A 25,480-nucleotide genomic window follows, 5' to 3' on the forward strand; every position below is an offset into this window, starting at 1 on the left:
CCAGGCCCAGGAAAAGCTGCGTTCGTGGGCGCAGACTGGAGGTATGGAATCGACGGAGTTCGGCCGTACGCTGCGCCGCTGGCGCGACCGCGTGACGCCGGAGGCCGTCGGACTGCCGGCGGGAGGGCGCCGCCGAGCCGTCGGGCTGCGCCGCGAAGAGCTCGCCGCACTGACGGGCATCTCGGCCGACTACCTCACCCGGCTCGAGCAGGGCCGGGCGACCTCGCCGTCGGCGCAGGTGGTGGAGTCGCTCTCGCGGGCGCTGCGGCTGCCGGATGCCGAACGCGAGCTGTTCTACCGGCTCGCCGGGCACGCCGCTCCTGGGCGCGATCTCGTGCCGTCGCGCATCAGCCCGAGTGTGCAGCGGCTTCTCGACCGGTTCTCGAACACGCCGGTGGCGGTCTATGACGCGGCCATGACGCTGGTCGTCGCCAATCCGCCGTTCGAAGCCCTGATGGGCGTGAGCGCCGGGGCCCCGGGAATCGAGCGGAACGCCGTGTGGCGCAACCTCGTCGGGCCCGGCACGCGCGCCGTGATGACGGCTGAGGAGAAGGCTGATTTCGAGGAGTCGCTCGTCGCTCAGCTTCGACTGACGGCCGCGCGTTACCCGGCAGACCGTTCCCTGCGCCGGATGGTGCGCGAACTGACCGCGCAGAGCGAGCGCTTCGCCGAACTCTGGCAGTCGGCCGACTACGACGTGCGCCGCGAGCCGGGGCGGCACAAGATCGTCGAGCATCCGGCGGTGGGCCGGATCGCGCTCGACTGCGACACGCTCGTCGTGGCCGGCGACGACCTGCGGATCATGATCTACACGGCCGAGCCGGGCAGCGACGATGCCGAGCGGCTGGCGCTCGCGATCGTGCTCGGCACCCAGGCGCTGGTGGAGTGACGCGGGCAGCGTCGTCGGCTGCGGCTCCTGCTCTTGCTCCTGCTCCTGCAGCGCGACTCCGTGTGTGCTGGCCACCGCACCTGCGACTGAGGCCTACTCCTGCGGCCTCGGGCTTGCGTCGTCTGAGCGGTCGCCGCTCTGCCGGTCGGCCGCGCTTCGCTGCGCGTCGTCGATCGCCCGGTCGACCCATTCGGTGAGCATGCGGCGCTCGGCGGCGGAGAGCGCCTCGAGGTGCGGCGTGACGGCCCGGAAGGCGACCGCGGTCGCCAGCTGCGTGCTGAGGAGCGTCTGGATCGCCCCCGTTCCGGCCGCCTGGATCATGGCGACGGCCCGCTGCTCACTCACCCGCAGCCGGCCGGCGAGAGCGAGGCGGTGCACGCGCGCCTCGAGCACCCGGCGCCCCGACTCCGCCGCCGGTGAGCCGTTGACGCGATCGGGATCGCTCAGCAGACGGAACAGCGCGGGGTTCGCGATGCCGAAGTCGACCTGCGACCGCCACCCGCCGCGCATGTCGTCGAGCGGGTCGACGCCGTCGGCGGATGCCGCGGCGACCACCGCCGCCTTGGCCGACACGTAGTTCGCCATCACGTGCTCGGCCACGGATTCGAGCAGCCCGTCTTTGTCGCCGAAGAGACGGTAGATCGTCGGCGCCTGCACCCCCGCACCCTGGGCCACTCCTCGAGTGGTGACCCCGGCGGGGCCCTGCTCCTGCAGGAGGCGGGCGGCGACGTCGATGATCTTCGCCCGGTTGTCGCCGCGAGGTGTGCTGGAGTCGTCCATGAACCGATGAACGGCGCCACCCTCGACCACCTGCTGCAGCGGATGCCGCCCAGCCGGTTCGTGGTGGTGGCGCGCGACCCCGCCAAGGCGCAACGCTTCGCCGACCTCGGCGTCACCGTGCGGCGCGGCGACTACGCCGACCCGTCGTCGCTGGCCGCCGCGTTCGACGGCGCCGACCAGCTGCTGCTGATCTCGTCGAGCGACCCGGCGGGCAACACGGCCGAATTGCACCGCAACGCGGTCGACGCCGCGGTGCGCGCGGGGGTCGGCCGCATCCTCTACACGAGCCACCAGGGCGCGGCACTCGGCTCGCCCTTCGGGCCCGGTCACGACCACGCCGTCACGGAGGGGATGCTCGCCGAGAGCGGTCTGCCGTGGACGTCGCTGCGCAACGGCTTCTATGCCCCCAGCCTCGCCTGGCTGGCCGGCCCCTGGCGCGACACCGGCGTGATCGCGGTGCCCGGCGACGGCCCGGTGTCGTGGACGGCGCGGGCCGACGCCGCCGAGGCGGCCGCCGTCATTCTCGCCTCCGACGGCGGCTTCGACGGCCCTGTGACGCTCACCGCGTCGGCGGCGCCGACGTTCGACGAGGTCGCCGAGATCGCGTCGGAGCTGTCGGGTCGTGACGTCACGCGCGTGCTGATGGGCGACGACGAGTGGGTCGCCGCGCAGGTGGCGGGCGGCCAGCCGGAACGCATGGCGCGCTTCATGCTCGGCATGTATCAGGCGGCGGCCGAGGGGCTCTTCGCCGGCACCGATCCGCTGCTCGGTTCGTTGCTCGAGCGCGAGCCGCAGAGTGTTCGCGATGCGCTCGAGGCACCGCTGTCGGCGGCGCGGTAGCTCGACGGCACGTAGCTCGACGGGGCGCCGGGGCGTCGCGCAGACTGGAGGGCATGAGCATGCAACAGGTCATCGACACCGTGCGGGGCTTCGACGGGGTGCTGGAGCTCGCGCCGCAACCGGGCAGCGAGTTTCCGGAGATCGCGTGGGGCGACCACTTCTTCTACTACTCTCCCGATGGCACGGTGCCTTCGAACACCCAGCCCTACGCGACGATCGTCACCAAGGACTACCCCGACGACGCGCTCTCGAACCTTGACCCGGCCGGGCGGTGGCGGCTCAACATCCACGTCGGGGCGACGGTGTTCGCCGAGCTGACCGGCGAGACGCCTGACGACGTCGCGACGCGGGACTTCAGCGAGGAGGACGTGTTCCTGCCCCATCCCGTCTACGGAGCGCTCGGCTGGGTCGCGGTGGTCGATCCGGGCGAGCGCACCCTCGCGACGGCGCTGACCCTGCTTCGGGCCGCGCACGATGACGAGCGACGGCGCGTCGAGCGTCGGCGGTCGCGGGCGGGGTGATCTGCGTGGGCCGGAGATGCTGCCGCGCCGCGCCGCGGAGCCCGAGGGAACGTTCTACCGGGCGTTGGCGGCGGCGTAGTGCAGCAGCACGGTGCCCGAGTTCTGCCAGCTGCGCACGTCGAGCAGGGTGAGGTCGATGCCGGCGAGACCGGCGAAGGCCCGATGGTCGCCGCCCACCACCCTCGGGCCGATCATGAGGAAGAGTTCGTCGACGAGGCCGTGGGCGAGCAGGTCGGTCCAGAGCGTGCGGCTGCCGAAGATCAGGATGTCGCGGCCGAGCGCGTCGGCAGAGCCCCCACCGGTTGACGCCCCGTCGCCTTCTGATCGGAGCCGCTCGATCTCGGCGTGCGCATCCGCTCGTCGCACGATCGTGGTCTGATCGCACCAGACCGTGATGTCATCGCGGGTCAAGGTGTCGGAGACGACCGTGATCGGCAGGCCGCCGGCATAACGCGAGGCGATGTAGCGGTCGTCGGGCGAGGCATCCGGGTTGTCGACCTGGGCCGGCCAGTACTGCATCATGCCGCGGTAGGTGATTCCGCCGAACAGCAGGCGGCCGGCGGCACGCACCCGCTCGACGTTGTTCTCGCTGAACGGCTGATCCATCGGCATCGCCATGACGTCGCCGCCTGCGCCCTCGGTGTAGCCGTCGATGCTGATCATGCTGCTGACGACGATCTTTCTCATCTTCTGCTCCTCGGGCGTCGGTGACCGGATGTCTCCATTGTGGCCGCGTCGGCTTCCCGAGCGGCAGACCGGCCAATAAAGTGGCTCGAAATGGCGTGAGACAGCACGGAGATGCTCGTCTTCGCCAGACGGACGACGAAGGGGGATGCCGGTGCAGCCGGTCACGGAACAGCAGCGAACATCGACATGGCACCGGTTCTGGAACCGGGGTGGCTGGTGGAAGGCGCTGCTCGTCGTGGTGGTCTATTACGGCCTCTACCAACTCGCCGGGCTGGTGGTGAACGCTCTGTTCGGCGGTCTCGTCGACAAACAGAATCTCTTCGCGAACGGCCTCAGCGTGTTCATCGGACTGGCTCTGCCGATTCTCATCGGCGGAATCCTGCTGGTGCTGTTCGCCCTCTCGATCGGCTGGCTGAAGGAGCTGTTCGGCCCGCGGCCTATCCGCGGGTCGTGGTGGATGTGGATCGGCGTCGTCGTGGTGGCGGTCTTCAACATCCTGCGATTCGCGAGCGTCGATTACGGCGGCTGGGACGCCGGAGCCGTGGTCGGAGTGCTGATCGCCGGCCTCTGCGTGGGCTTCGCCGAAGAACTGCTCACCCGCGGCTTCGCCGTGACGCTGCTGCGCCGGGGCGGCTACGGCGAGCGTTCGGTGATGCTGCTGTCGTCGTTGTTGTTCGCCGCCATGCACTCGGGCAACATCTTCAACGGGCAGAGCGTCGCCACCGTGGTGTTCACCGTGGTCTACACGTTCGCGTTCGGCATCACGATGTATGTCGCCCTGCGCGTCACCGGCAACCTCATCTGGCCCATCCTGCTGCATGCCACCACCGACCCGAGCCTCATTCTGCTGACCGGCGGCGTCGACACGACGAGCGGCACCCTGCACCCGGGGCCGCTCGCCCCGATCGCCGGGCTGGCGAACTACGCCGTGATGCTCTTCGCCATCGTCGCCATCATCTTCGTGCGCGGCCGCGTCGACCGCCACGAGACCTATGGTCTCGAGAACCGGGCATCGGGCGGCGCCCGGCCGCTGATGAGCGGGGAATGAGTTACCGCTGAGCTGCCCATGAGCTCGTTCGTCGCGTGCTGCGGGGCATCAACGTCGGGGGCGACGACGAGGAAAGCATCGGCATCGGCGAACGGGATGCACGCCGACGCGCTCGAAGCGGCGATCGAACGGATGCTGCAGCAGCGGTTCGAGACGACCATCCCCACCGTGGTGCGCTCCCGCGACGACCTCGCGGCCACGATCGCGCAGGCACCCCCCGACCACGCCTCCCCCGATCTGCGCAGCGAGGTGTTCTTCGTGAAGCATCCTCTGACGCCCGACGAGGTGATGGCGCAGCTGCCGCACCTCCGCGACGGCGTCGACGCGATCGCGCCCGAGCCCGGCGCCCTCTACTTCTCGCGGGTGAAGGCCCTCGCCACGAAGACGCGCATCCAGCGCCTGATGCGATGCCGCTGTTCCAGCAGATGACCGTGCGCAGCTGGCGCACCACCACGCGTTTGCTCGAGCTGCTCGACGCCGATTGACCGCACCTCCCGCTCACGACCTCCCCCTCGGGTCGGGCGGAGCCCCGCTTCAGGTCACGATGCTTCAGGTCACGATGCTTCAGGTCACGATGGGCGCCGCCGACGCCTCGGCCACGCCGGTCGCGGCGACGGCGTCGAGCATTGTCGCCACGGCCTGCGAGTCCTCGTTGGCGTCGATCGACGTCACCTTGCCCCAGCGCAGCCCCACCACGTGCACCCCGTGCTGGTCATACGGCGACCCGTCGGGAAACCGCGCCGTGCCCACCCAGCGGATGATCACCGTGGTGTTCCACGGCGGCCCCGTGGCCCAGAGGTCGGTCACCTCGAGCCGGAGCGTCGGCACGAGGCGACCCAGCCGGTCGAACCATCGACGCAGTCCCACGGCGTCGTGGCGCTCGCCGCCGAGCGCGTGCGTGCCGCCGAAGCGATGGCGCACGTCGGGCACGCACGACGCCACGATCTGGTCGTAGCCTTTGCGGTTGACGAGCTCGAAATTGCGGCGCGCGAGCCGCTTCACGATGGTGAAGTACATGGGGCTTCCCCTCTCTGGTGACTTGACACTGTCAAGCGCTTCCTCGAGCCTGCCCCTCCAGCTTGACAGTGTCAAGTAGTCGGCGGAGGATGGCCGGATGACGACCCCGGATGCCGCCGCCCACGCCGAGACGCTCGACGGGCGCGAGCGCCTGCTCGCCGCCGCCCGCGCCGAGATCGCCGAGACGGGGCTCGCCCACCTGAGCCTGCGCAGCATCGCCCGTCGCGCCGAGGTGTCGCACGCCGCCCCGACCTACCACTTCGGCGACCGCGCCGGGCTGCTGACCGCCGTCGCCGCTGAGGGGTTCACCGCCCTGGCCGTCGCGCTCGACCACGCGTCGGCCGAGGCCGGCGGCCCCTCCCTACGCGTGCTCGGCCGCACCTACGTGGCCTTCGGGCTCGCCGAACCCGCCCTGTTCGACCTCATGTTCCGCTCGGGCGAGTTGCACGCCGACGACCCCGCCCTGCGCGCCGCGCAAGCGGATTCACTGGCGCTGCTGTCACGAACCGCCCCGGATGCCGGCGCGAAAGTCCCGGGCGACATCGTGTCACCCCTGACCCTCGTCAGCTGGGCGTTCGCCCACGGCCTGGTCGCCCTCACCCGCGACGGCGCCCTCCAGGCCCTCGCTCAGAACGCCGATACCGGTCAGCTGGTCGATCACCTGATCGACGTGCTCGATCAGGCCCTCAGTGGAACGCCGACTCCCCCGTCAACGCCCGCCCGATGACGAGCGCGTGGATCTCGTCGGTGCCCTCATAGGTGCGCACGGCCTCGAGGTTCGCCAGGTGCCGCATCACCGGGAACGCGTTCGTGATGCCGTCGCCGCCGAGGATCGACCGAGCGGCTCCGGCGATGGCGATCGCCTCACGCACGTTGTTGAGCTTGCCGACGCTCAGCTGGGTGACGTCGAGCCCGCCGGCATCCGCTTGTCGGCCGATGTGCAGGGCGAGCAGCACGCCCTTCTGGTATTCCAGCAGCATCGAGGCGAGCTTGTCCTGCGTGAGCTGAAAGGCGCCGATCGACTTGCCGAACACGTGTCGTGACACCGAGCGGTCGAGCGCCGCCTCGAGGCAGGTGCGCGCGGAGCCCATCGCTCCCCAGATGATGCCGAAGCGTGCCTCGTTGAGGCAGGCGAACGGGCCCCGCAGGCCGACGGCTCCGGGCAGCCGGAGCGAATCGGGCACCCGCACCGCGTCGAGCCGGATGTCGCACTGGATCGAGGCGCGCATCGCGAGCTTGCCCTCGATGGGCGTGGCCACGAAGCCCGGCGTCTCGGTGGGCACGAGGAACCCGCGCACCCCGTCGTCGGTCTGCGCCCACACGACGGCCACGCCGGCGATGCTGGCCAGGCCGATCCAGCGCTTCGTCCCCGTGATGACCCAGTCGCCGCCATCGCGCACCGCGCGGGTGTGCATGGCGGCGGGATCGCTGCCGCCGTCGGGCTCGGTGAGGGCGAAGCATCCGATCACCTCGCCCGTGGCCATGCGCGGCAGCCAGTCGCGCTTCTGCTCGTCGGAGCCGAACAGCGCGATCGCCGTCATCGCCAGCGACCCCTGCACCGACACGAAGGTGCGCCACGAACTGTCGGCGGCTTCGAGCTCGAGGCATACGGCGCCGTAGGCCACGGCACTGGCTCCGGCGCATCCGTAGCCCTCGAGATGCATGCCGAGGAAGCCCGCGGCGCCCAGCTCGGCGACGAGTTCCCGCCGGAAGTAGGCGTTCTCGTAGTCGTCGTCGATCGTGGGCAGGATGCGGTCGTGCGCGAACCGGCGAGCCCGCTGCTGCCACTCGCGTTCGGCGGGCGTGAGCTGGGCGTCGAGATCGAACACCCCGGCGAGTGCGCTCTGGCCCGCGGAGCGCGGAGGCGCAAGCGGCGGCGCGGGTTCGCCCGGCGGCAGGTCGGTCATCGTGGGCGCGCTCAGACCAGGCAGTTCGGCCCGAGGAGCGACTTGAGCTCCCCGTAGAGATCGGCGGTCACGTTCACGCCGAACGGCACCTCGAACACCCGCACGTTGTCGCTCTTGATGAGCTTGAGCCGCACCTCGGTGTCGCCCGCGTGGCGGATGAGCACGTCGTTCAGCGCCTGCACGGTGTCGGTGGTGGCTTTGTATTCGGCGAGCGAGATCTGCAGCGGGCCCGAGGTGCCGACCTGCCCGAGGTCGGGCTGGAAGAGGCTGAACGCGTGCAGGTTCATGCCGTCGTCGCGCAGCGACACCCGCCCGCGCACCACCACGATGGCGTCGTTCGTGAGCGCCGGGCCGAACTCCTGGTAGGTCTTGCCCATGAACATCGCGGTGATCTCGCCGTTGAAGTCTTCGACGGTGATCATGCCGTACTGGTTGCCCGAGTTCTTCGCCACCCGGTGCTGCACCGAGGTGATCAGCCCGGCCACCGTGACCTGGTCGCCGTCTTGGGTGTGCTCGCTCTCGAGCAGGTCGAGGATCGACGTCGACGCCACCTTCGCGAGCGGGATCTCGAGGCCGGCCAGCGGATGATCCGACACGTACAACCCCAGCATGTCGCGCTCGAAAGCGAGCTTGTCGCGCTTGGCCCACTCCGGTCGTGCGGGGATGTCGTGAACTTCTTCGGGGGCGTCCCACAGCGAGTCGAAGTCGAAGCCGACCTGGCCGTTCGCTTCGTTGCGCTTCTGCGACACCGCGTTGTCGATCATGCCCTCGTGCACCTCGATCAGGGCGCGCCGGGTCGCCCCGAGCGAGTCGAAGGCGCCGGCCTTGATGAGCGACTCGATGGTGCGCTTGTTCGTGGCGCCGAGCGGGATCTTCTTCAAGAAGTCGCCGAACGAGGTGAACGCGCCCTTCTCTTCGCGCGCGCCTTTGATGAGCTCCACCACGTTCATGCCGACGTTCCGCACCGCGCCCATGCCGAAGCGGATGTCGGTGTCGACGGCGGTGAAGAACCCGATCGACTCGTTCACGTCGGGCGGCAGCACCTTGATGCCCATGCGGCGGCACTCCGAGAGGTAGAGCGCCATCTTGTCTTTCGAGTCGCCGACGCTCGTGAGCAGCGCCGCCATGTACTCGGCCGGGTAGTGCGCCTTGAGGTAAGCGGTCCAGTACGAGATGACGCCGTAGGCCGCCGAGTGCGCCTTGTTGAAGGCGTAGTCGGAGAAGGGCAACAGGATGTCCCACAGCGTCTTGACCGCGGCCTCGGAGTAGCCGTTGGCGTGCATGCCGGCCGAGAAGCCCTCGTACTGCTTGTCGAGCTCGCTCTTCTTCTTCTTGCCCATCGCGCGGCGCAGCAGGTCGGCCTGGGCGAGCGTGAAGCCGGCCAGCTTCTGCGCGATCGACATCACCTGCTCCTGGTAGACGATCAGGCCGTAGGTGCCGCCGAGCACCTCGAGCAGCGGCTCGGCGAGCTCGGGGTGGATGGGCGTGATCGGCTGGATGCCGTTCTTGCGCAGCGCGTAGTTGGTGTGCGAGTCGGCGCCCATCGGCCCCGGCCGGTAGAGCGCCAGCACGGCCGAGATGTCTTCGAAGTTGTCGGGCTTCATCAGGCGCAGCAGGCCGCGCATCGGGCCGCCGTCGAGCTGGAAGACGCCCAGCGTGTCGCCCTTGGCCAGCAGGTCGTACGACGCCTTGTCGTCGAGCGCCAGGTCTTCGAGCACGAGGTTCTCGCCCCGGTTGGAGCGGATGTTGTCGAGCGCGTCGTCGATGATGGTGAGGTTGCGAAGCCCCAGGAAGTCCATCTTGATGAGCCCCAGCGACTCGGCCGCCGGGTAGTCGAACTGGGTGACGATCTGGCCGTCCTGCTCGCGCTTCATGATCGGGATGATGTCGATCAGCGGGTCGCTCGACATGATCACGCCGGCCGCGTGCACGCCCCACTGGCGCTTGAGGTTCTCGATGCCGAGCGCGGTGTCGAACACCGTGCGGGCCTCGGGGTCCATCTCGATGACCGTGCGGATGTCGACGGCCTCCTTGTAGCGCGGGTGCGCCTTGTCGAAGATGCCCGAGAGCGGGATGTCTTTGCCCATGATGGGCGGCGGCATCGCCTTGGTGAGCTTCTCGCCCATGCTGAAGGGGAAGCCGAGCACGCGGCCCGAGTCTTTCAGCGCCTGCTTGGCCTTGATGGTGCCGTAGGTCACGATCTGGGCCACACGCTCGTCGCCGTACTTCTCGGTGACGTACTTGATGACCTCGCCGCGGCGCCGGTCGTCGAAGTCGACGTCGAAGTCGGGCATCGAGACGCGGTCGGGGTTGAGGAACCGCTCGAAGATGAGACCGTGCACGAGTGGGTCGAGGTCGGTGATGCGCATGGCGTAGGCGGCCATCGATCCGGCGCCCGAACCGCGCCCGGGGCCCACCCGGATGCCGTTGCGCTTCGACCAGTTGATGAAGTCGGCCACGACCAGGAAGTAGCCCGGAAAGCCCATGCTCTTGATGACGCCGACCTCGTAGTCGGCGCGCTCGCGCACCTCCTGGGTGACGCCGTTCGGGTAGCGCTCCTTCAGCCCGGCCTCGACCTCCTTCTCGAACCAGGTCGCCTCGGTCTCGCCCTCGGGCACCGGGTAGCGCGGCATGTAGTTGGCGCTGGTGTCGAAGGCGACCTCGCAGCGCTCGGCGATCAGCAGGGTGTTGTCGCAGGCCTCCGGGTAGTCGCGGAACAGCGCGCGCATCTCGGCGGCCGACTTGAGGTAGAACTCGTCGGCGTCGAACTTGAAGCGGTTGGGGTCGCTCAGCGTCGAGCCCGACTGCACGCAGAGCAGGGCGGCGTGCGAGGTGGCGTCGTGCGCGTGCGTGTAGTGCAGGTCGTTGGTGGCGACGAGCTTGAGGTCGAGCTGCTTCGCCAGCCGCAGCAGATCGGGCATGATGCGGCGCTCGATGTCGAGCCCGTGGTCCATGATCTCGGCGAAGAAGTTCTCTTTGCCGAAGATGTCGCGAAAATCGGATGCCGCCTGCACCGCGGCGTCGTATTGCCCGAGTCGCAGGCGCGTCTGGATCTCGCCCGACGGGCACCCCGTCGTGGCGATCAGGCCCTTGCCGTACTGGCTCAACAGCTCGCGATCCATGCGCGGCTTGAAGTAGTAGCCCTCGATGCTCGCCTTGCTGCTCAGCCGGAACAGGTTGTGCATGCCCTCGGTGGTCTCGCTGAGCAGGGTCATGTGCGTGTAGGCGCCCGCGCCCGACACGTCGTCGCCCCCGCCGTTGCCCCAGCGCACCCGCGTCTTGTCACCGCGGTGGGTGCCCGGGGTGAGGTAGGCCTCGGTGCCGATGATGGGTTTGATGCCCGCTTCGGTGGCCGTCTTCCAGAAGTCGAAGGCCCCGAACACGTTGCCGTGGTCGGTGACCGCGACGGCCGGCATCCCTTGGTCTTTGGCCGCTTCGATCAGGGGTTTGACCCGGGCCGCGCCGTCCAGCATCGAGTATTCGCTGTGAACGTGCAGGTGCACGAAGGAGTCGTTCGAGGGCACTGATTCTCCGGCTGTCTCGGCTTGGGTACCAAGTCTAAACGCCGGTCGCACGTCGGCGTCGGCGTGTCGCGAGCGGGTCGCGGATGCCGCCCCGGAGGACGACTCCGAGCGGAAGCTGGGGCGCACTCAGAGCAGCACCTCGTCGGTGTAGACCAGGCGGCGCTCCCAGACGGCGTTCGCGGGGTAGCCCGCCTCGTCGGACGGGATCTCGGGGTCGCCCGCGAACTCCTCCCACTCGCGCACCCGCACGCGCCACGGCGACTCGGGCGCGGCATCCGGGGCGCCGGCATCGCGCGCCAGCGGGCGCCGCAGCGGCAGCACCTCGGGCGCCGTCAGCTCGGCTCCCCAGATGAGGTCGCCGGGCGGCTGCCGGTCGGCCGACCGTGAACCCCATGCGCCCATCGGGGTGTGGGCGACGGTCGTCCAGCCGAGGTCGCCGCCGATCGACCGGTCGTAGCGCTCGAGCGACACCGACATCGTGCGGCGCCGTTCGCGCACGACCGCGGGGTCGTAGCGTTCCGCCGCCCCCGACACGAGCACCCGGATGCCGCGGTCGTCGGTGCGCGACACGGTGAGTGTGCGCTCGGGCGGCAGCTGTGCGAAGTCGGCGCGCACCGCGGTCGACAGGTGCAGCCCGTCGAGGCTGACCGGTTGGTAGCGCGCCACCGCGAGCCGCACGAACGGCCACAGCGCCGGCGTCTTCTCGAACGCGACGTCGACGAACCACAGTCCGCGCGAGGCGTTGAACGCCGGGGCGTAGCCGACCGCTTCGACCGACACCATCTCGGGCACGGCATCCGTCGACAGCGGCAGCGAGAGCCGCACCACGCCGGTCACCGGATGGCCGCCTGAGGAGTCACCGAGCGCCAGGTCGGGCGCCTCGAGGGAGAGGGGCCGGATGCGGCGGGCCGGCAGGGTGCGACCGGCCCAGACCGGGTCGCGGCCCCACTGGCTCACCCAGTCGACGTCGTCGTCGCCGGAAGGGCGCGAGGGGGCCGGTGCCATCAGCACCGCGAGCAGCTCGCCCTCACCGGTGGCGAACCACGGCCGCTCGAGGTAGACCCGCAGCCCCGATCGACGCTCGCGGCGGCGGGCGAACGGCTGGTCGGCGGCCGGCTCGTCGAACCAGCGGAACAGCGGCACCACCGAGTGCACGACCGGCGCCGGCGGGCGGCCCGACGACGGGATGTCGAGCACGATCGGCTCGCTCAGCACGCTCTTGCCGTCGTCGCGTGGCCACACCGCGTCGGAACGGGGGTCGGAGGCCGGGAGCACGGCCGGGTCGCCACCCGCCGACCGGCGCTCGGCGGAGAGGCTCGCTGCCGGGCCCGGCCCGGCGGGCACCGCGGCCGGCGGGGGCGGAAGCGGCACCGGCGCGACGACCGCGGGGTCGAAGAACTCGCGGAACCGCGTCGTCGCCCGCAGCCGGTAGGTCACCCGCCGGAACCGGGTGTCGGCGAAGTGATGGTTCGCCTCGGCGAGCGCCCAGCCGTCGTCGTTCGCACCATCGGGCAGGATGCGTCCGTTCAGCTCGGCGACCGTCTGCCGCGGGTCGATGCCCGCCGTGAAGCCGATGTCGGTCATCCACCGGAACACCGGACCGAGCGCGGCCGGGTCGTCGACGGTCTCGCGCCAGCGCGCCTCGGCGGTGAGCGACTCGGTGCTCGAGCCGTGCACCACGACCGTGCCCCGCAGCGTGGCGGTGGCCGCGGCGACCTCGCGCGCGACGAACAGCGCGCCCGCTCGAGGTGCCGCCACCGGGCGCGGCACGGCGTACACGAGCCGCAGCTCCTCGGCCGGCGTGAGCGCCCAGAGCGCGCCGTCGCGGGCCGCCGAGAATGCGACCGCCGTGAACGACCCCGGCAACGCCCGCCACACGCCGAACAGGTCGAGCGAGTGAGCCTGCAGCGACGACGACAGGGCGAACCGCTGCTGTGATCCCGCCGGAAGCCCGAACACGATGCGCCGGCCGTCGACCCGGGCCGTGAGGTCGGCGTCGGTGCTGCCCGCACCACCGGGCCCAGCCCCACCCGCCCCACCGGCCCCACCCGGCCCCGTCGCCTCCAGCGTCAACCGGAACGGCTCGGCGAACGGCCACGTGCCGGCATACGGCACGGTCACCGCGGCCTCGCTCAGCACCGGCCGGAACGACTCGCCGCGGCTGGGCGGGAACGACAGCGAGACTCCCGCCGCGAGCGGGTCGGGCAGATAGGGCAGCTCCGCGAACTCGGTGTCGTGCACGACGTACTGCCCCGGCGCGAGCACGTCGTTCGGCCCCGGCAACGTGGTGGGCACGTCTCCGTCGCGCAGCGCGCCCGGCTCGGTGTGCAGCGACACGTAGCCGAGCGCGTGTGGAGGGGCGGCCGGATCAGTCGCATCCGCCACCGCGTCGTCGAAGAACGATCCGCTCTCGCGCAACGACCAGGCGAGCATCTGCGCGCGTGCGGCCGGTGCGCCGGCCCCCATCGTGTCGAGGGCCGCGTCGAACCTGCCGTGCAACTCCGCCTGAAGCTGGCTCGTCTTCGGCGGCGCGAGGTGGCGAGCGGATGCCGGCACCACCGGGTCGTGCACCGTCACCTCACCGGTGGCGCGATCCTGCGTCACGTCGGAGCGCAGCACCACGACACGCAACGACTCCCCCTCGGTGTAGGGCTTCTCGGGCACGATCGCGGGGGGCGGCACAGGATCCCAGCGCAGGAACGGCGCCGGGGGCGTGACCGCGCGGAGCGTCTCGGCATCGGCGGTGCCGGGGTCGAGGTGCCCCTTCGGATCGTCGCTCCAGTCGTCGAGCACGTGCTCGCGCGTGTTGCCGGCGAGATCGACGCCCCAGGCCCGGAACGCGTAGTCCCGGCCGAACCGCAGCCGCGGCAGCGACCCGGGTTCGACCCGATGGGTGAACCGGAACGGGTCGGGCGGCGCCTCGACCGGCACCGGGGTCTCGGCGTCGAGCTTCTCGTCGACCACGTAGGCGCCCTCGGCGTCGCGGCTCAGCTCGTCGCGCAACCACCGCCCGGGCCGAGGGGCGGAGAGGCTCCAGCCGTCCCAGCCGAACACGGTCTCGTGCACGTGGAGGGTGGCATCCGGGGCATCCGAGTTCTGGCGGGCCGCGGTGCCCTGGGTGAACCCCTCCTGCGGAGAGTCGTCGAACACGACGTCGGCGGCGCCAGCGGCCCCGCCACCGACTTCCCCGCCCGCGCCCGAGTCGTCGAGGCGCAGCGTCGTGCGGCGGCGGTGCAGCGAGTGCCACAGCCCCGTGGTGAGGTCGAGCGCCTCGACCCGGTAGCCGCGCATCACGTCGGTGGCTCCGACGGCCGGCGCGGTCGCGACATCCGGGTTCGCATCGAGCTCGACCGCCAGCACGCGCTGCCGCTCCGCCTGCGACGAGGTCTTGTCGTCTTGTCGCAGCCGCGCCACCGCGAACCCCGTCGCCCGCAGCGCCGGCGGAGCCGCGGTGACGTCGTCGCCGTTGCGCTCGAGTCGCGCCAGCCGCGGCAGCCCCATCACGAACCGCTCGGTCTTGAGGGCCGACCCGTCGGGATCGACCGTCATCAGGGCGAACGCCTCGGGGTTGCCGAGCGCCGACCGGCCGTCGCTCCACTCCGCCGACCGGGCCGCATCGGGTTCGGCGATGAGCGAGCCGTCGTCGAGCAGCCGCACCAGGGTGCGCGGCGACCGCGACAGGCTCTCGTCGCCCGCCACCGCGACGACGGCGGCGATCCACTGCGACCCGGCCAGGCGACCGGGGTCGGCCACCCGCAGATCGAGCACGAGCCCGAGGCGTCGCAGCAGGTCGGGGTGATCGCCCGCGAACCCGACCCGGCGGTGGAACTCGGGCCCGGCAACCGGAACGGGCTCGGGCGGCACGTCGGCGGCGCCCGACCGGTCGTCTTCGAAGAACCGCCGCGCCTTGTAGGCGTCGGCGACGAGGGCGTGCACCCAATCGGCCGAGTAGACCGGTGCGCCCTGCTCGTCGGTCTGCCACGCCACGCCCGCGAGGCTCGGGTTGTCGCCCCGCCGCCGCGCGAGCGCCTCGGTGACCGCGGGCTCGTTGACCGGCGGTGCCGTGCGGGAGTACTCCGACTCGTCGACGAACGGCACGTCGAGCCGGCGCAGCACGTCGCGCAGCGGTTCGAACAACGGATGCCGCGACGGCGCGGGCGGCACGCTCGGCCCCGCGAGGGTCGACGCCACCACGATGCTCTTCGACGCCTCCGACAGCCCGGCCGCCGGATAGCTCGCCCACGCGCGGGCCGACCAGTCGGGCGGGTCGTTCGACTCCACGGGCAGGTCGGGCGGAAAGACGCGAGACCAGAGCGCCGCGTCCCAGTTCGGCACGAGGGTGCAGTCGATCGGTCCGTCCTGATCGACGAGGGTGACCGCCACCTCTCCCCCGCCCAGCAGATCGCCCCAGCGCGCGAACGCGGCGAAGTCGCCGAGGGGCTCGCCCGCGACATCCGGAACCAGCCGCGGGGTCACGAACAGCGAGACGTGAAAACCGGATGCCGGCGCGTCGGCCGCGGAGTGCGGCAGCGCGGTGGCGATGAACGTTTCAGACGGCACGGCGGGCTCCTCGCTGCGACTCGGTTCACTCGACCGCGAAGGCGTCGAGGTAGTCGTCCCACGCGGCCGTCGAGCCGTCGGGAGCGGTGATCATCTCGCGGAAGCTCGGGTCGCCGCCCGCCCCGGCGAACCGGCGTTCGGCGTGGAAGCTGACCGACTTGCTGAAGCAGAACACCTCGATCGTCAGGGTCACCGTGGCCGAGCCGATTATCTTGCCGGTCGAGAACTCGTAGGTGAGCACGATCGCGAGCTCGAGCGACGCCGACGCGATGCCGAGCACGTTCACCTCGCCGCGCATGCGGAAGTAGCCGGTGAGCGACCCGGCATCGCCCTCGAGCCGCAGGTAGATGCCGATCGCCACCGAGATCGACCCCGAGGCGACCCCGAGGTCGACCGACAGGTAGGCGCCCGCTTCGAGGCCGAGTTCGACGAGCTCGAGGCGCTTCGGCGACAACCGCAGGCCGAACCATCCGCCGCCGCCGATGCAGAGCACGGTCAGGGTGAACGGGCGCTCGCGGCTGCAGAAGTCGAAGCCGACGCTCACCGACTCGCCGAGGAAGGGCACGCGCACGAAGGCGCCGAGCGAGATGTTCGCGAGGGCGAACATGCCCACGGCGAGGTTCGGCAGGGCTAGGGTGAAGCCCGCCTTGAGCTCTGACGGCGAGATGTCGGTGTAGGGCGGGTCGGAGAACCCGTCGAACGGAATGAGCTCTTTCAGCGTCTGCACGAACGAGAGCATGCCCACGAACTCGATGTCGCGGAACACCACGTCGATCTCGGTCTTGCCGCTCGACCCGGAGTGGAACGAGAAGCGGTCGAAGCGCACCACCACCAGGTCGGCGCCGGGCATGAGGCGCAGCTCGAAGTCGACGAGCTCGGCCATGATCTCGACCGACGCGTGACCGGCCCCGCTCGCCCGCCCGGTGACCGAGAGCGTGAGGTTGCGGCCCCGGTTCGGGCCGGTGAGCACGAACACCGGGCTGCCCGCGGGCCAATCGGTGATCTCGGGCTGCCAGTCGTAGCGGTAGACCAGCTCGGCCTTCGCGAGGTCGCCCGAGGTGAGGGCCCGGTAGGCGGCGCGGATGTCGCCGATGAGGCTCGTGAGCGATGCGGCGTGATCGAGCGCCTGCCCGACGTCGGCCAGCTGGTGGCGCACGAGTGGCGGCAGTTTCGCTCCGAGGGCCCGGATGTCGGTGGCCACCCGGGCGAGCCCCTCGCGCAGTTCCGTCTCCGCCGCCGCGGCCGCAGCGTCGTCGTCGCCCACCGCGGCCGTGACGATGTCGGGGAGCGCGGTCGCGAGTGCCGCGGCGTCGGTGGCGAGGGTCTCGGCGGCTGCGACGGTCGCGTTGGCGTCGTCGATCATCGACTGGGCCGCGCCGGCCAGTGCGGCGACCTGGTGCTGGGCCTGCTCCACCGCGCGCCGGGCGTAGGCCTCGGCGCGCTGCACGTCGTCGGCGAGCTTCTGCAGCGCATCCATCGCCTGCGACACCACAGCGGGCGCCGACGAGAAGTCATGGCCGATGATCTCGTCGAGCGGGATGAGCCCGAAGAGCTTCGGCAGCGCGCCGGCGAGCGCGGCCGACGGGTCGAACTGCTGGGTCAGGGCGCCGTCGGGGTCGCCGACGATGCCGGTGAGCGCCGACAGCCCCGCGAGCGGCTGGCTCGGCTGCACGAAGCCGCCGCCCGACTCACTGCTGTGGTCGGGCTCGCCGAACGACAGAACGGGCACCTGCTGCAGGCTCGCCTCGCCGTCGAGCACGACGTCGACGTAACCGACCTGGGTGATGTGCTCCTCGGTGAGCGCGATCGCCCACACCTTGCCCGTGTTGGCCGCCGAGAACCCCTCGGTGCGAAAGGCGGAGTGGTAGGCGATGGTGAGGGTGTCGATCCCGGCGATCTGCTTCGCGGCGGTGACCACGACGTCGGCCGAGCTCACCCGCGGCGTGGCCGTGCCGAGGCCGGCCGTGCCGCGGAACCGCAGCTGTTCGGTCTCGACGATCGGGTCGCCGCCGTTCGGCGGGGCGACCGGGCCGCTGCGCGGCAGGGGTTCGGCGAACGCGATGCGCTGACCGCGCGCGGGAACGAAGCGCAGCGCGCTCGCGTCGTATTCGGCGTCGATCGCGGCCCGCTGGTCGGCCGCCGAAGCGTGCTCGGCCACCCACATCAGCGGCACGTCGAGCTGTACGACGGCCCCCGCCTTGTCGATCGCCTCGGCCCGGAACGGGAACGGCAGCCCGCCGACCGTGGGCCAGAACCTGTCGCCGTTGGTCGCGCCCTCGTCGAGATCGGGCGTGATGACGGGCGATAGCCGGATGCTCGTGAACGGGAACTCGTGCGAGTCGTAGGTGTTGACGGGCTGCGTCACGGCGAGGAACCGGTGCTGCACGAGCTCGGCGACCGGGTCGTCGGACGGACGGATGACGCGCTGCGTGACCTTCACGAGCACCGTGCGGTGACCGAACGGGTAGAGGTAGCCGGGGTAGACCACCCGCACGTACTGATCGCGGCCGCCCGTGGCGACGTGGTCCCAGGCCAGGATCGAGGCGATGCCGGCCGCGGAGTAGGGTTTCGTGTTCCATTGCCCGTGCAGGTCGAGGTCGGCTCCGTAGGCCGAGAGCCAGAGCCGGCGGGCGGCGACCGGCACCGGCGGGATGGGCGTGGCTCGCAGGTTCGCGGCCCACGACTCCGACGACTGGCGAACGATCCGCTGACGGTCGGAGCGGTTGAGGCTGCCGAAGAACGGCTGCTCCGTCGCCGGCGACGCGTCGAACAGCGCGCCTCCGGCTTGATCGGCCTTCGGGTTGGTCCACAGGTCGTCGATCAGCCCGTCGCGGTCACGGGTCCAGACGGCGCGGATGATGAGCCGGCGGTCGTCGGGGTCTTCGACGGTCGCGGCCGACGGGCTTTCGTTTGCCTCGTCGGTGGCGCCGACGTGGCGGGCGAGCCTCGTGTGCCAGAGCTCCACCAGACTCGGGTCGCCGTCGCCGGGCACGGGGTGCGGCGCGTGCACCCAGCGGCCGTCGACCGCGGGCGAGACGGCCAGGCGGAACGGCGCCTCGATGGCGGTCTCGCCCGGGTCGGGCGGGCGGCTCAGCGTCGACGGGTTGAGTTCGACGCCCGGAAAGACCCGGCCGTCGGGGAACACCGGGCGCAGCCAGCCCGGGTTCTGCTCGAGCGTGAAGCCGCGCGCCGGTTGCAGCGGCGTGGTCTGCAGGGCCTCGAGCACGCGATCGCGGTTCTCGGCGAACAGCTCCCGGGTGGCGTCGCGCGAGAGCTTCTCGAGCCTGGCCGTGTCGCTCTTCCTCGCGGCGGCCAGCTCCACCACGCCGTCGTTCAGTCGAGCCCGGATGCCGTCGTCGACGATGATCCAGGGCCAGAGGATGGTGGGCGGGAAGTCGGGATACGCCACCGGCGCCTCGCCGGGCGTGGCGAGCGGATGCACGCGCATCGTGAGCGTGGGGAGCAGCGCGAGGATGCCGGTCGTCGTCAACGGCACGGCGAGGTCGCCGGGCAACGTGAACACCAGACGTGAGGCGCGGGCGGGCCGGAACCGGGCGGGTCCGTCGGGCAGGTCGACCTCGGGTGCGATCTCCGCGGCGCTCGTCGACGGCAGCATCGGCGGTTGCGGCGCTCCGGCTGCCTCGTAGCGCGCTCCCTCGTGGGCGTGCTGGAACGGGAAGTGCACGGTGAGGGTGGGCGGGTCGGCGGCGTTCGCGGCGTTGGCCGCGGCATCCGCACCGCCTACCGCCCGAAGTTCTGGGCCGCGGGGGCCGTCGACCGCTTCGACGCCATGCCACACCGTGACGAGCGCCACGAGGTCGCTGGCGCGAGTGATCGGCAGCACGAGGTCGCCGTCGGCGACCGGGGGCAGGGCTACGGCAGCCGACCCCGGAGCGATGGCCTTCCATTCGGCGGCGGCCCAGGCCCGCACGCGCTCGTCGAGAGACTCCGGCATCGCTGCCTCCACCCGGTCAGGCCCGCAACGCGTGAGCGTCGGCAATTCCGCTCCGCCGCGTCAGCCAGATTGTAGGGACTCCGCGTTCGTCAGGACAAGAGGGGCGGTGGGAATTGCCGAGGGTCGCGCGGTCAGACCCGGCGGCACACCATGGCGCCGACCGGGCGCTGGCCCTCCTCGGCGCGCGCTGTCTCGTCGACGACCTCGAACCCGTTCGCGTGCAGCAGGGCGCGCAGTTCGGAAGCCGGCCACCGGTAGGCGGGCGTGACCGCGTGATCGAATCGCTCGACGGCGTCGGCGACGAAGTAGCCCAGCACCAGCCCGCCATCCGGGCGCAGCACCCGCGCGAACTCGGCCAGCGGCACCTGGATGGGCCCGGGAGTGTGGTGGATGGTCGAGAACCATGACAGCACCCCGCCGAACGACGCGTCGGGCCGGTCGATCGCGTCGATGCTGCCGAGCGCGAACGGCACCCCGGGATAGGAGGAGCTGGCCCGATCGACGAACGAGGGCACCCGGTCGATGCCCTCCACGTCGAAGCCGGCTTCGGCGAGGTGACTCGTCCAGTGACCGGGCCCGCAGCCGGCATCGAGCAGCGGGCCGTCGACGGTCTGCAGCCACCCGTCGATCAGCCGCAGATCGGCGGGATGCACTGACTCCATCGATCCGAGCAGCTCGATGTAGTCGGCAGCGCGCCGGGAGTACGCGGCGGTCACGGCATCCATGTCGTCGACCCTAGCGAGGCGCCGCCTGCCGGCCGCGAGTCACGCGAGTAGCGTCGAGACGAGAGGATGGCCCATGGCTCGCGGCGACCACCAGCACGAGAACGACGGCGAGCGCGGGCACGAGGGCGAGCACGGGGGCGAGCACGGGCACGACGGCGTCACGGATGCCGCGGTCGAGGCCGAGCGCTGGCTCGTCGTGAACGGGCGGCGGTGGCGACGCACCGATCCCTCGCTGCCCGACGACGTCGTCGAGGCGCTGAAATCCCACCTCGGTCGCGGTCGCTCGGCGGTCGGAGCGGCGAAACGTGCCGCCGCGGCCGGCCCCGCTGCGGGCGACCCCGGCGCATCCGGCTCCCGCGCTGCCGACCCTGGCGCGACCGACCGTGGCGCCACGGACGCCCTGGCCGCCGCCCGCCGACGGGTCGGGCTCGCGAAACGCGGTCTCGGCGAGCGCGGGCCGCGCTGGTGGGAGCGTCCCGAGGCGGAGCGTCTCGCCCAGGCCGAGGCGGCGCTCGCCGAACTGCAGAGCCTCGACGACTAGCGGCCGGATACCAACAGCCGCGTTGACTGCCTGCGTGTCTCGCAAGCGGCGGGCATCCGTTGGGCATCCGCTAGACATCGGCTAGGCATCCGCCCGGGGCCATCGTCAGCCGAGGCGCTGCGCCAAGGCGACGGTGAGGCCCTCGGGGCCTCGCACGTAAGCCATCAGCCACACGTCTTCGTAGCGGCCGATGGTGCCCACCAGCCCGTAACCGTCGCCGGCGAGGCGATCGACGTGGGCCTGCAGGTCGTCGACCTCGAACGCGAGGCTGCGGAGACCGAGTTCGTTGGCGAGCGCAGCGGGCGACCCCGGCACGCTCGCCGGCCGCACGAAGCTCGACAGCTCCACGCCGGTGCCGCCCCCGGGCGGCCGAAGCATGACGATCTCGGAGCGGGAGTCGGGGATGCCGGTCACGTCTTCGATGAAGTCGCCCTCGACGACGGTGCGCCCCTCGAGCTCGAGGCCGAGGCCGGTGAAGAACGCGGTCGCCCGGTCGAGATCGTCGACGGTGACTCCGACGTGATCGAAGTGGAGGATGCTCGGCATGACCTGTCCCTTGCTCGTGCGGGCGTCGACGCGTGTGCGTGCGTCGACGTTCCTGCGGGCGTCGACGCTCGTGCTTGCGTCGACGTCACCCAGGAAATACCGTCACAGCTAGCGAGGGCAAGACCACGAGCGAAGGAGCTTGGATGCTGAGGCAGGTCGCCGACGGGGTGCTGGTGCACGAGAGCGAGTTCATCCAGAGCAACACGACGGTCGTGCAGGGCGGCGACGGGGTGCTGCTCATCGACCCGGGCATCACGCGCGACGAACTGGTCGACGTCGCGAACGACCTGCGCGAGCGGGGCCTGACCGTGGCGGCCGGGTTCTCGACGCACCCCGACTGGGATCACGTGCTCTGGCACGAGTCGTTCGGCGACGCTCCCCGCTACGGCACCGCTCGCGGGGCGGCCGCGATGCAGCAGTTGCTCGCGACCCCCGACTGGCCGGAGCGGGTGGCGGGGGTGCTACCGCCCGAGCACGTCGACGACATCCCGATGGAGCTGTTCGGCCTCGTCACCGCGCTGCCCGACGGCGCCACCGAGATCCCGTGGAACGGCCCGACGGCGAAAGTTCTCGAGCATCGCGCGCATGCCGAGGGGCACGCTGCGGTGCTCATCGGGCCGAGCCGCGTGCTGGTCGCGGGCGACATGCTCAGCGACATCCTGATGCCGTTCCTCGACCTCGATGCCGACGATCCGCTCGGCGACTACCTCGCCGCGCTGCAGCTGATCGAGAGCGTGGCGGATGCCGCCGACGTCGTGATTCCGGGCCACGGATCGGTCGGCGACGCCGTTCAGCTGCGAGCGCGCATCGCGCTCGATCGCGCTTATGTCGAGGCCCTGCTCGAGGGCTCGGAGCCCGACGATCCGCGGGTGGGTGCGGAGGCCCCGTTGTACTGGCTGCCCGACGTGCACCGCTGGCAGGCGCAGCGCGTCGCCGAGCTGAGGGCGGGTCGCGAGCCGGCAGAGGACCCGGCGTCGTGACGTTCGCCTGCCCGTGCTGCGGGTATCTGACCCTCAGCGCGCCGGCTACCGGAACCTACGAGATCTGCCCGGTCTGCTTCTGGGAGGACGACGCAGCGCAGAGCCGCGACCCATCACTCGTCGCGGGCGCGAACGGCACGAATCTGATCGACGCCCGCGCGAACTTCGCGGTCTTCGGCGCGGTCGAAGCGCAGTTCGCCGAGTTCACGCGGGCACCACTGGCATCGGAGATCGCGAGCGACGACGACGGGCTGCAGGGCGGGGAGGGCGGGCCGGGGGGCAGGGACGGGGGCGGGGGCGGGCATCTCGGCCTTCACGACGGGGGTCAGGATGCCGCCACCCTCCGCACGCTCTACGGCGTGTCAGGCGTGACCATGATGTTCCCCGACGGATCCGTCGATTTTGCGACCACGATGCTGGCCGGGCCCGATCAGATGGTCTGCGTGCGGATCGACGTCATCGGATGCCCACCCGACGCCCTGGCGGTCGATCTGGCCCACGAGCGCGTGAGGAGCGAGAACGCCCCAGGCACCTCCGTGCGCACATCGGAGGACTACCTGGTGCCCCGCGAGACCCTGCCGACCCCGCTGCACGTCATGCCCTTCTCGCGCACCGACCCCGATGGCCGGCACCTGCGCGGAATCGACGTGACCGGTAGCCATGGCGGCACGGCGGTCTACGCGCGCGGCGAGGTGCTCGAGACCGACACCGGCGACGTCGGCGATCTTCTTCTCCCGGTGCTCACCTCCATCGAGCTCGACCCCGACCGCCGGCCGCCGGGCGCGGCAGGCTCTCCTGTCGCGGCACCGGTGGCCGGCACGCGTCAGGGGTTCCTCGGGGTGACGGTCGTCGTTCCGAACGGCTGGCGGATGCGCACCCTGTCGACCTTCAGAACGGCCGCGGGTGCGCAGACCTGGGGGTTCGAGACCTGGCCCACCGACCCGCAGACGACGTCGTCGTCGTTCGCCGATTGGGTGGTCGCACGCACCTCGGTGGCACGCCCCGACTTCGCGGAGACGGCTCCGCGGGTGCCCTTCCCGCTCGCTGGGCTGCCGGATGCCGTTCTGCTGCGGTCGATGTCGACCGATCCCGACGGTGACCGGTATGTGACGATCGATCTCGTCGCGGCGGCCGGTGGTCTCGGGCTCCGCGCCTCGGTCGACATCCGGCAGGCGGATCTCGACGAGGAGGTCGACGAAGCCATCGCGTGTCTGGCGTCGTGCGAGTTCGCGCTCGTCGCGACGGGGGTGCAGTTCATCCTCTGAGGCTCTTCGCTGCTGCTCTTCTCTCCGGCTCTGCTCTGCGGCTCTGCTCTGCGGATGCTGGCCGGTTCCGGCGCTGCTCAGTCGACGGGTGCTGCTGCCCCGTCGATGGCGGCCGCGCCGACGACGGGCGCCGCTCCATCCACCGGCGCCACGCCGTCGAACTCGGTCTCGAACACTGCGCGGCGGAAGATCATGAGCCAGGCGAAGTAGACCGCCCCGGCGAACAGCAGGCCGAGCACCACTAGCGATGGCACCAGGGCGTCCGACGGCGTCACGAGCACGACCAGCACCACCGCCACCCACACGAGGGCGAGCAGGGTCACGGGCAACTCGAAGCGGCCCAGGTTGAAGCCACCCGGCCGGCGTTCGAGCTTCGTGCGCACGGCGAGGTAGAGCACCACGATCGCTCCGTACATCAGGGCCGGCAGCAGGGTGCCGCCGACGATCAGCTGCACCAGGGCGTCGCCCGGCAGCGCCAGCATGAGCACGATGCCGATGACCACGATGAGAATCGTCGCGGCGATCGGGGTGCGGGTGCGGGGGTTCACGCGGCTCATCAGCCGGGCCGCGGGAAAACGACCGTCGCGGGCCATGGCGAACGCCTGGCGCGAGCAGGCCGCCATCACCACCATGCCGGCGCCGAAGAAGGCGAACGCGATGCCGCCGACCAGGATGCGCTCCCACACCGGGCCGAGTTGACCCCGGATGATGGCCGCCACCGGCGAAGGGTCGGCGGTGACGGCATCCACGTCTCTGATGGCGAGCGTGAGCACGATCAAGAAGATCAGACCCGCGACGCTCGCCGCGACGACCGAGCCGACGATGGCGCGCGGAACGTTGCGGTAGGGGTTCTTGGCCTCTTCGGCGAGGTTCGCCGCCGAGTCGAACCCGACGAGGGTGGTGAGTCCCATCAGGGCGCCGGCCATGAGTCCGCCGCCGATGGCGAAGTAGTTCGGGTCGGTGATCGAGACCCCGCGATCGGTGAGGTTCGCCACGTCGCCGTCGCCGGTGAGAGCGATGACGACGAGCAGGGCCACCACGAGCACGGCGATGATGCCGAGTTCCACGGCGACCGCGGCCGAGGTGATCATGCCGAACAGGCGGGTCGAGGCGATCACCAGCGCGGCCTGCACGACCAGGATGACGAGGGTCAGGATGCGGGCGACCTCCTCGTCGGCGCTGAGGCCGAGCAGGGGCATCAGCGCCTGACTCGCCATCGCGTTGGCCATGGTGACGACCGCGATCGCGAGATACCAGAAGCTGAGCCAGCCGAAGAACCAGCCGATCTTCGGGTTGGCGAGCCGCGACGCCCACTGGTACGACGAACCGCTCAGCGCGATGCGGGCCGCGAACTGGGCGACGACGAGCGCCACGAGCGTCTGGCCGATGGCGGCGAACACCCACAACCAGATGCCGACGGGCCCCGCGGTCTGCAGCATCTCGCCGTAGGTGGCGAACACGCCGACCGCGACCGAGATGAAGGCGAACGAGATGGCGAACACCTGGAACCCGCCGAGGGTGCGCTTCAGTTGCGGTTGGGCGGCGGCATCCGGTGGGGTGGGGTTCTTGGCGCCGCTCTTCGTGGTGGGTTTCGGGGCGCCGTTAGGGGCGCCGCTGGTCGTGGTGGCGGCACGGTGGTCGGTCATGGCAGATCCCCCTCAGAACTGCCCTCAGTGTGGTGACCTGGGACGGTCG

At 71.1% G+C, this 25,480-nt stretch carries 19 protein-coding genes; 9 read left to right on the forward strand and 10 right to left on the reverse strand.

Features of this window, described 5'->3' with window-relative positions; translation table 11 throughout:
• The first annotated feature begins 43 nt into the window (after positions 1 to 43).
• Positions 44 to 889 carry a helix-turn-helix transcriptional regulator gene (locus N1032_RS06725; RefSeq protein ID WP_259538251.1) on the forward strand — a complete coding sequence of 282 codons (846 nt, stop codon included), beginning with the start codon at positions 44 to 46 and terminating at the stop codon, positions 887 to 889.
• Positions 890 to 982: 93 nt separating this feature from the next.
• Here N1032_RS06725 and N1032_RS06730 read toward each other — a convergent pair whose 3' ends face one another.
• The gene (locus N1032_RS06730; RefSeq protein ID WP_259538252.1) at positions 983 to 1,669 is read right to left on the reverse strand and encodes a TetR/AcrR family transcriptional regulator; all 687 of its coding nucleotides are present in this window, start codon (positions 1,667 to 1,669) and stop codon (positions 983 to 985) included.
• Positions 1,670 to 1,675: 6 nt separating this feature from the next.
• Between N1032_RS06730 and N1032_RS06735 the strand changes: the two genes are divergently transcribed.
• The gene (locus tag N1032_RS06735; protein ID WP_259538253.1) at positions 1,676 to 2,509 is read left to right on the forward strand and encodes an NAD(P)H-binding protein; all 834 of its coding nucleotides are present in this window, start codon (positions 1,676 to 1,678) and stop codon (positions 2,507 to 2,509) included.
• A 53-nt stretch (positions 2,510 to 2,562) separates the two neighbouring features.
• Positions 2,563 to 3,030 (forward strand): DUF6194 family protein, encoded by a 468-nt coding sequence (locus N1032_RS06740; RefSeq protein WP_259538254.1) that lies wholly within the window; start codon positions 2,563 to 2,565, stop codon positions 3,028 to 3,030.
• Positions 3,031 to 3,084: 54 nt separating this feature from the next.
• Here the strand turns inward: N1032_RS06740 and N1032_RS06745 are convergent, their stop codons facing one another.
• Positions 3,085 to 3,717, reverse strand: coding sequence for a dihydrofolate reductase family protein (locus N1032_RS06745; protein ID WP_259538255.1), 633 nt, complete (start codon positions 3,715 to 3,717; stop codon positions 3,085 to 3,087).
• A 151-nt stretch (positions 3,718 to 3,868) separates the two neighbouring features.
• Here N1032_RS06745 and N1032_RS06750 point away from each other — a divergent pair, with 151 nt between their 5' ends.
• Together N1032_RS06750 and N1032_RS06755 are read left to right on the forward strand one after the other, a co-directional pair.
• The gene (locus N1032_RS06750) at positions 3,869 to 4,765 is read left to right on the forward strand and encodes a CPBP family intramembrane glutamic endopeptidase (RefSeq protein ID WP_259538256.1); all 897 of its coding nucleotides are present in this window, start codon (positions 3,869 to 3,871) and stop codon (positions 4,763 to 4,765) included.
• An 18-nt stretch (positions 4,766 to 4,783) separates the two neighbouring features.
• Positions 4,784 to 5,194 (forward strand): DUF1697 domain-containing protein, encoded by a 411-nt coding sequence (locus tag N1032_RS06755; RefSeq protein WP_259538257.1) that lies wholly within the window; start codon positions 4,784 to 4,786, stop codon positions 5,192 to 5,194.
• Positions 5,195 to 5,329: 135 nt separating this feature from the next.
• On the opposite strand, the gene N1032_RS06760 is transcribed toward N1032_RS06755, so the two are convergent.
• Positions 5,330 to 5,782 (reverse strand): nuclear transport factor 2 family protein, encoded by a 453-nt coding sequence (locus tag N1032_RS06760; protein ID WP_259538258.1) that lies wholly within the window; start codon positions 5,780 to 5,782, stop codon positions 5,330 to 5,332.
• A 97-nt stretch (positions 5,783 to 5,879) separates the two neighbouring features.
• Between N1032_RS06760 and N1032_RS06765 the strand changes: the two genes are divergently transcribed.
• Positions 5,880 to 6,509 (forward strand): TetR/AcrR family transcriptional regulator, encoded by a 630-nt coding sequence (locus N1032_RS06765; protein WP_259538259.1) that lies wholly within the window; start codon positions 5,880 to 5,882, stop codon positions 6,507 to 6,509.
• Here N1032_RS06765 and N1032_RS06770 read toward each other — a convergent pair.
• The 5 genes from N1032_RS06770 to N1032_RS06790 all read right to left on the reverse strand — a co-directional run bounded on the left by N1032_RS06770 (position 6,469) and on the right by N1032_RS06790 (position 20,453).
• Positions 6,469 to 7,689 carry an acyl-CoA dehydrogenase family protein gene (locus tag N1032_RS06770; protein WP_259538260.1) on the reverse strand — a complete coding sequence of 407 codons (1,221 nt, stop codon included), beginning with the start codon at positions 7,687 to 7,689 and terminating at the stop codon, positions 6,469 to 6,471. The two genes, N1032_RS06765 and N1032_RS06770, sit on opposite strands and share 41 nt — an antisense overlap.
• Positions 7,690 to 7,700: 11 nt before the next feature.
• Positions 7,701 to 11,162 (reverse strand): DNA polymerase III subunit alpha, encoded by a 3,462-nt coding sequence (gene dnaE, locus N1032_RS06775; RefSeq protein WP_407933016.1) that lies wholly within the window; start codon positions 11,160 to 11,162, stop codon positions 7,701 to 7,703.
• Between the two features lie 177 nt (positions 11,163 to 11,339).
• On the reverse strand, positions 11,340 to 15,773 hold the full coding sequence (locus tag N1032_RS06780) for a hypothetical protein (RefSeq protein WP_259538261.1): 4,434 nt from the start codon (positions 15,771 to 15,773) through the stop codon (positions 11,340 to 11,342).
• Between the two features lie 25 nt (positions 15,774 to 15,798).
• Complete coding sequence (locus N1032_RS06785; RefSeq protein WP_259538262.1) at positions 15,799 to 19,728, reverse strand: hypothetical protein; 3,930 nt, start codon at positions 19,726 to 19,728, stop codon at positions 15,799 to 15,801.
• Positions 19,729 to 19,859: 131 nt separating this feature from the next.
• Entirely contained in the window at positions 19,860 to 20,453 is a 594-nt protein-coding gene (locus tag N1032_RS06790; protein ID WP_259538263.1) for a class I SAM-dependent methyltransferase, read from the reverse strand.
• 73 nt (positions 20,454 to 20,526) lie between these two features.
• Here N1032_RS06790 and N1032_RS06795 point away from each other — a divergent pair, with 73 nt between their 5' ends.
• Positions 20,527 to 20,994 carry a 2-polyprenylphenol hydroxylase gene (locus N1032_RS06795; protein ID WP_259538264.1) on the forward strand — a complete coding sequence of 156 codons (468 nt, stop codon included), beginning with the start codon at positions 20,527 to 20,529 and terminating at the stop codon, positions 20,992 to 20,994.
• Between the two features lie 105 nt (positions 20,995 to 21,099).
• Here the strand turns inward: N1032_RS06795 and N1032_RS06800 are convergent, their stop codons facing one another.
• Complete coding sequence (locus N1032_RS06800; RefSeq protein WP_259538265.1) at positions 21,100 to 21,540, reverse strand: VOC family protein; 441 nt, start codon at positions 21,538 to 21,540, stop codon at positions 21,100 to 21,102.
• A 143-nt stretch (positions 21,541 to 21,683) separates the two neighbouring features.
• Here N1032_RS06800 and N1032_RS06805 point away from each other — a divergent pair, with 143 nt between their 5' ends.
• Both N1032_RS06805 and N1032_RS06810 read left to right on the forward strand, forming a co-directional pair.
• A complete protein-coding gene (locus N1032_RS06805) occupies positions 21,684 to 22,520 on the forward strand; it encodes an MBL fold metallo-hydrolase (protein ID WP_259538266.1) in 837 nt (278 codons plus the stop codon).
• Positions 22,517 to 23,785, forward strand: a complete 1,269-nt coding sequence (locus N1032_RS06810; RefSeq protein WP_259538267.1) for a CPCC family cysteine-rich protein — start codon at positions 22,517 to 22,519, stop codon at positions 23,783 to 23,785. The genes N1032_RS06805 and N1032_RS06810 overlap by 4 nt, the downstream gene beginning before the upstream one ends.
• A 77-nt stretch (positions 23,786 to 23,862) precedes the next feature.
• Here N1032_RS06810 and N1032_RS06815 read toward each other — a convergent pair whose 3' ends face one another.
• Complete coding sequence (locus tag N1032_RS06815) at positions 23,863 to 25,431, reverse strand: APC family permease (protein ID WP_259538268.1); 1,569 nt, start codon at positions 25,429 to 25,431, stop codon at positions 23,863 to 23,865.
• Positions 25,432 to 25,480: the final 49 nt, after the last annotated feature.

The sequence above is a fragment of the Herbiconiux daphne genome, from assembly GCF_024979295.1.
Lineage (GTDB): Bacteria > Actinomycetota > Actinomycetes > Actinomycetales > Microbacteriaceae > Herbiconiux > Herbiconiux daphnes.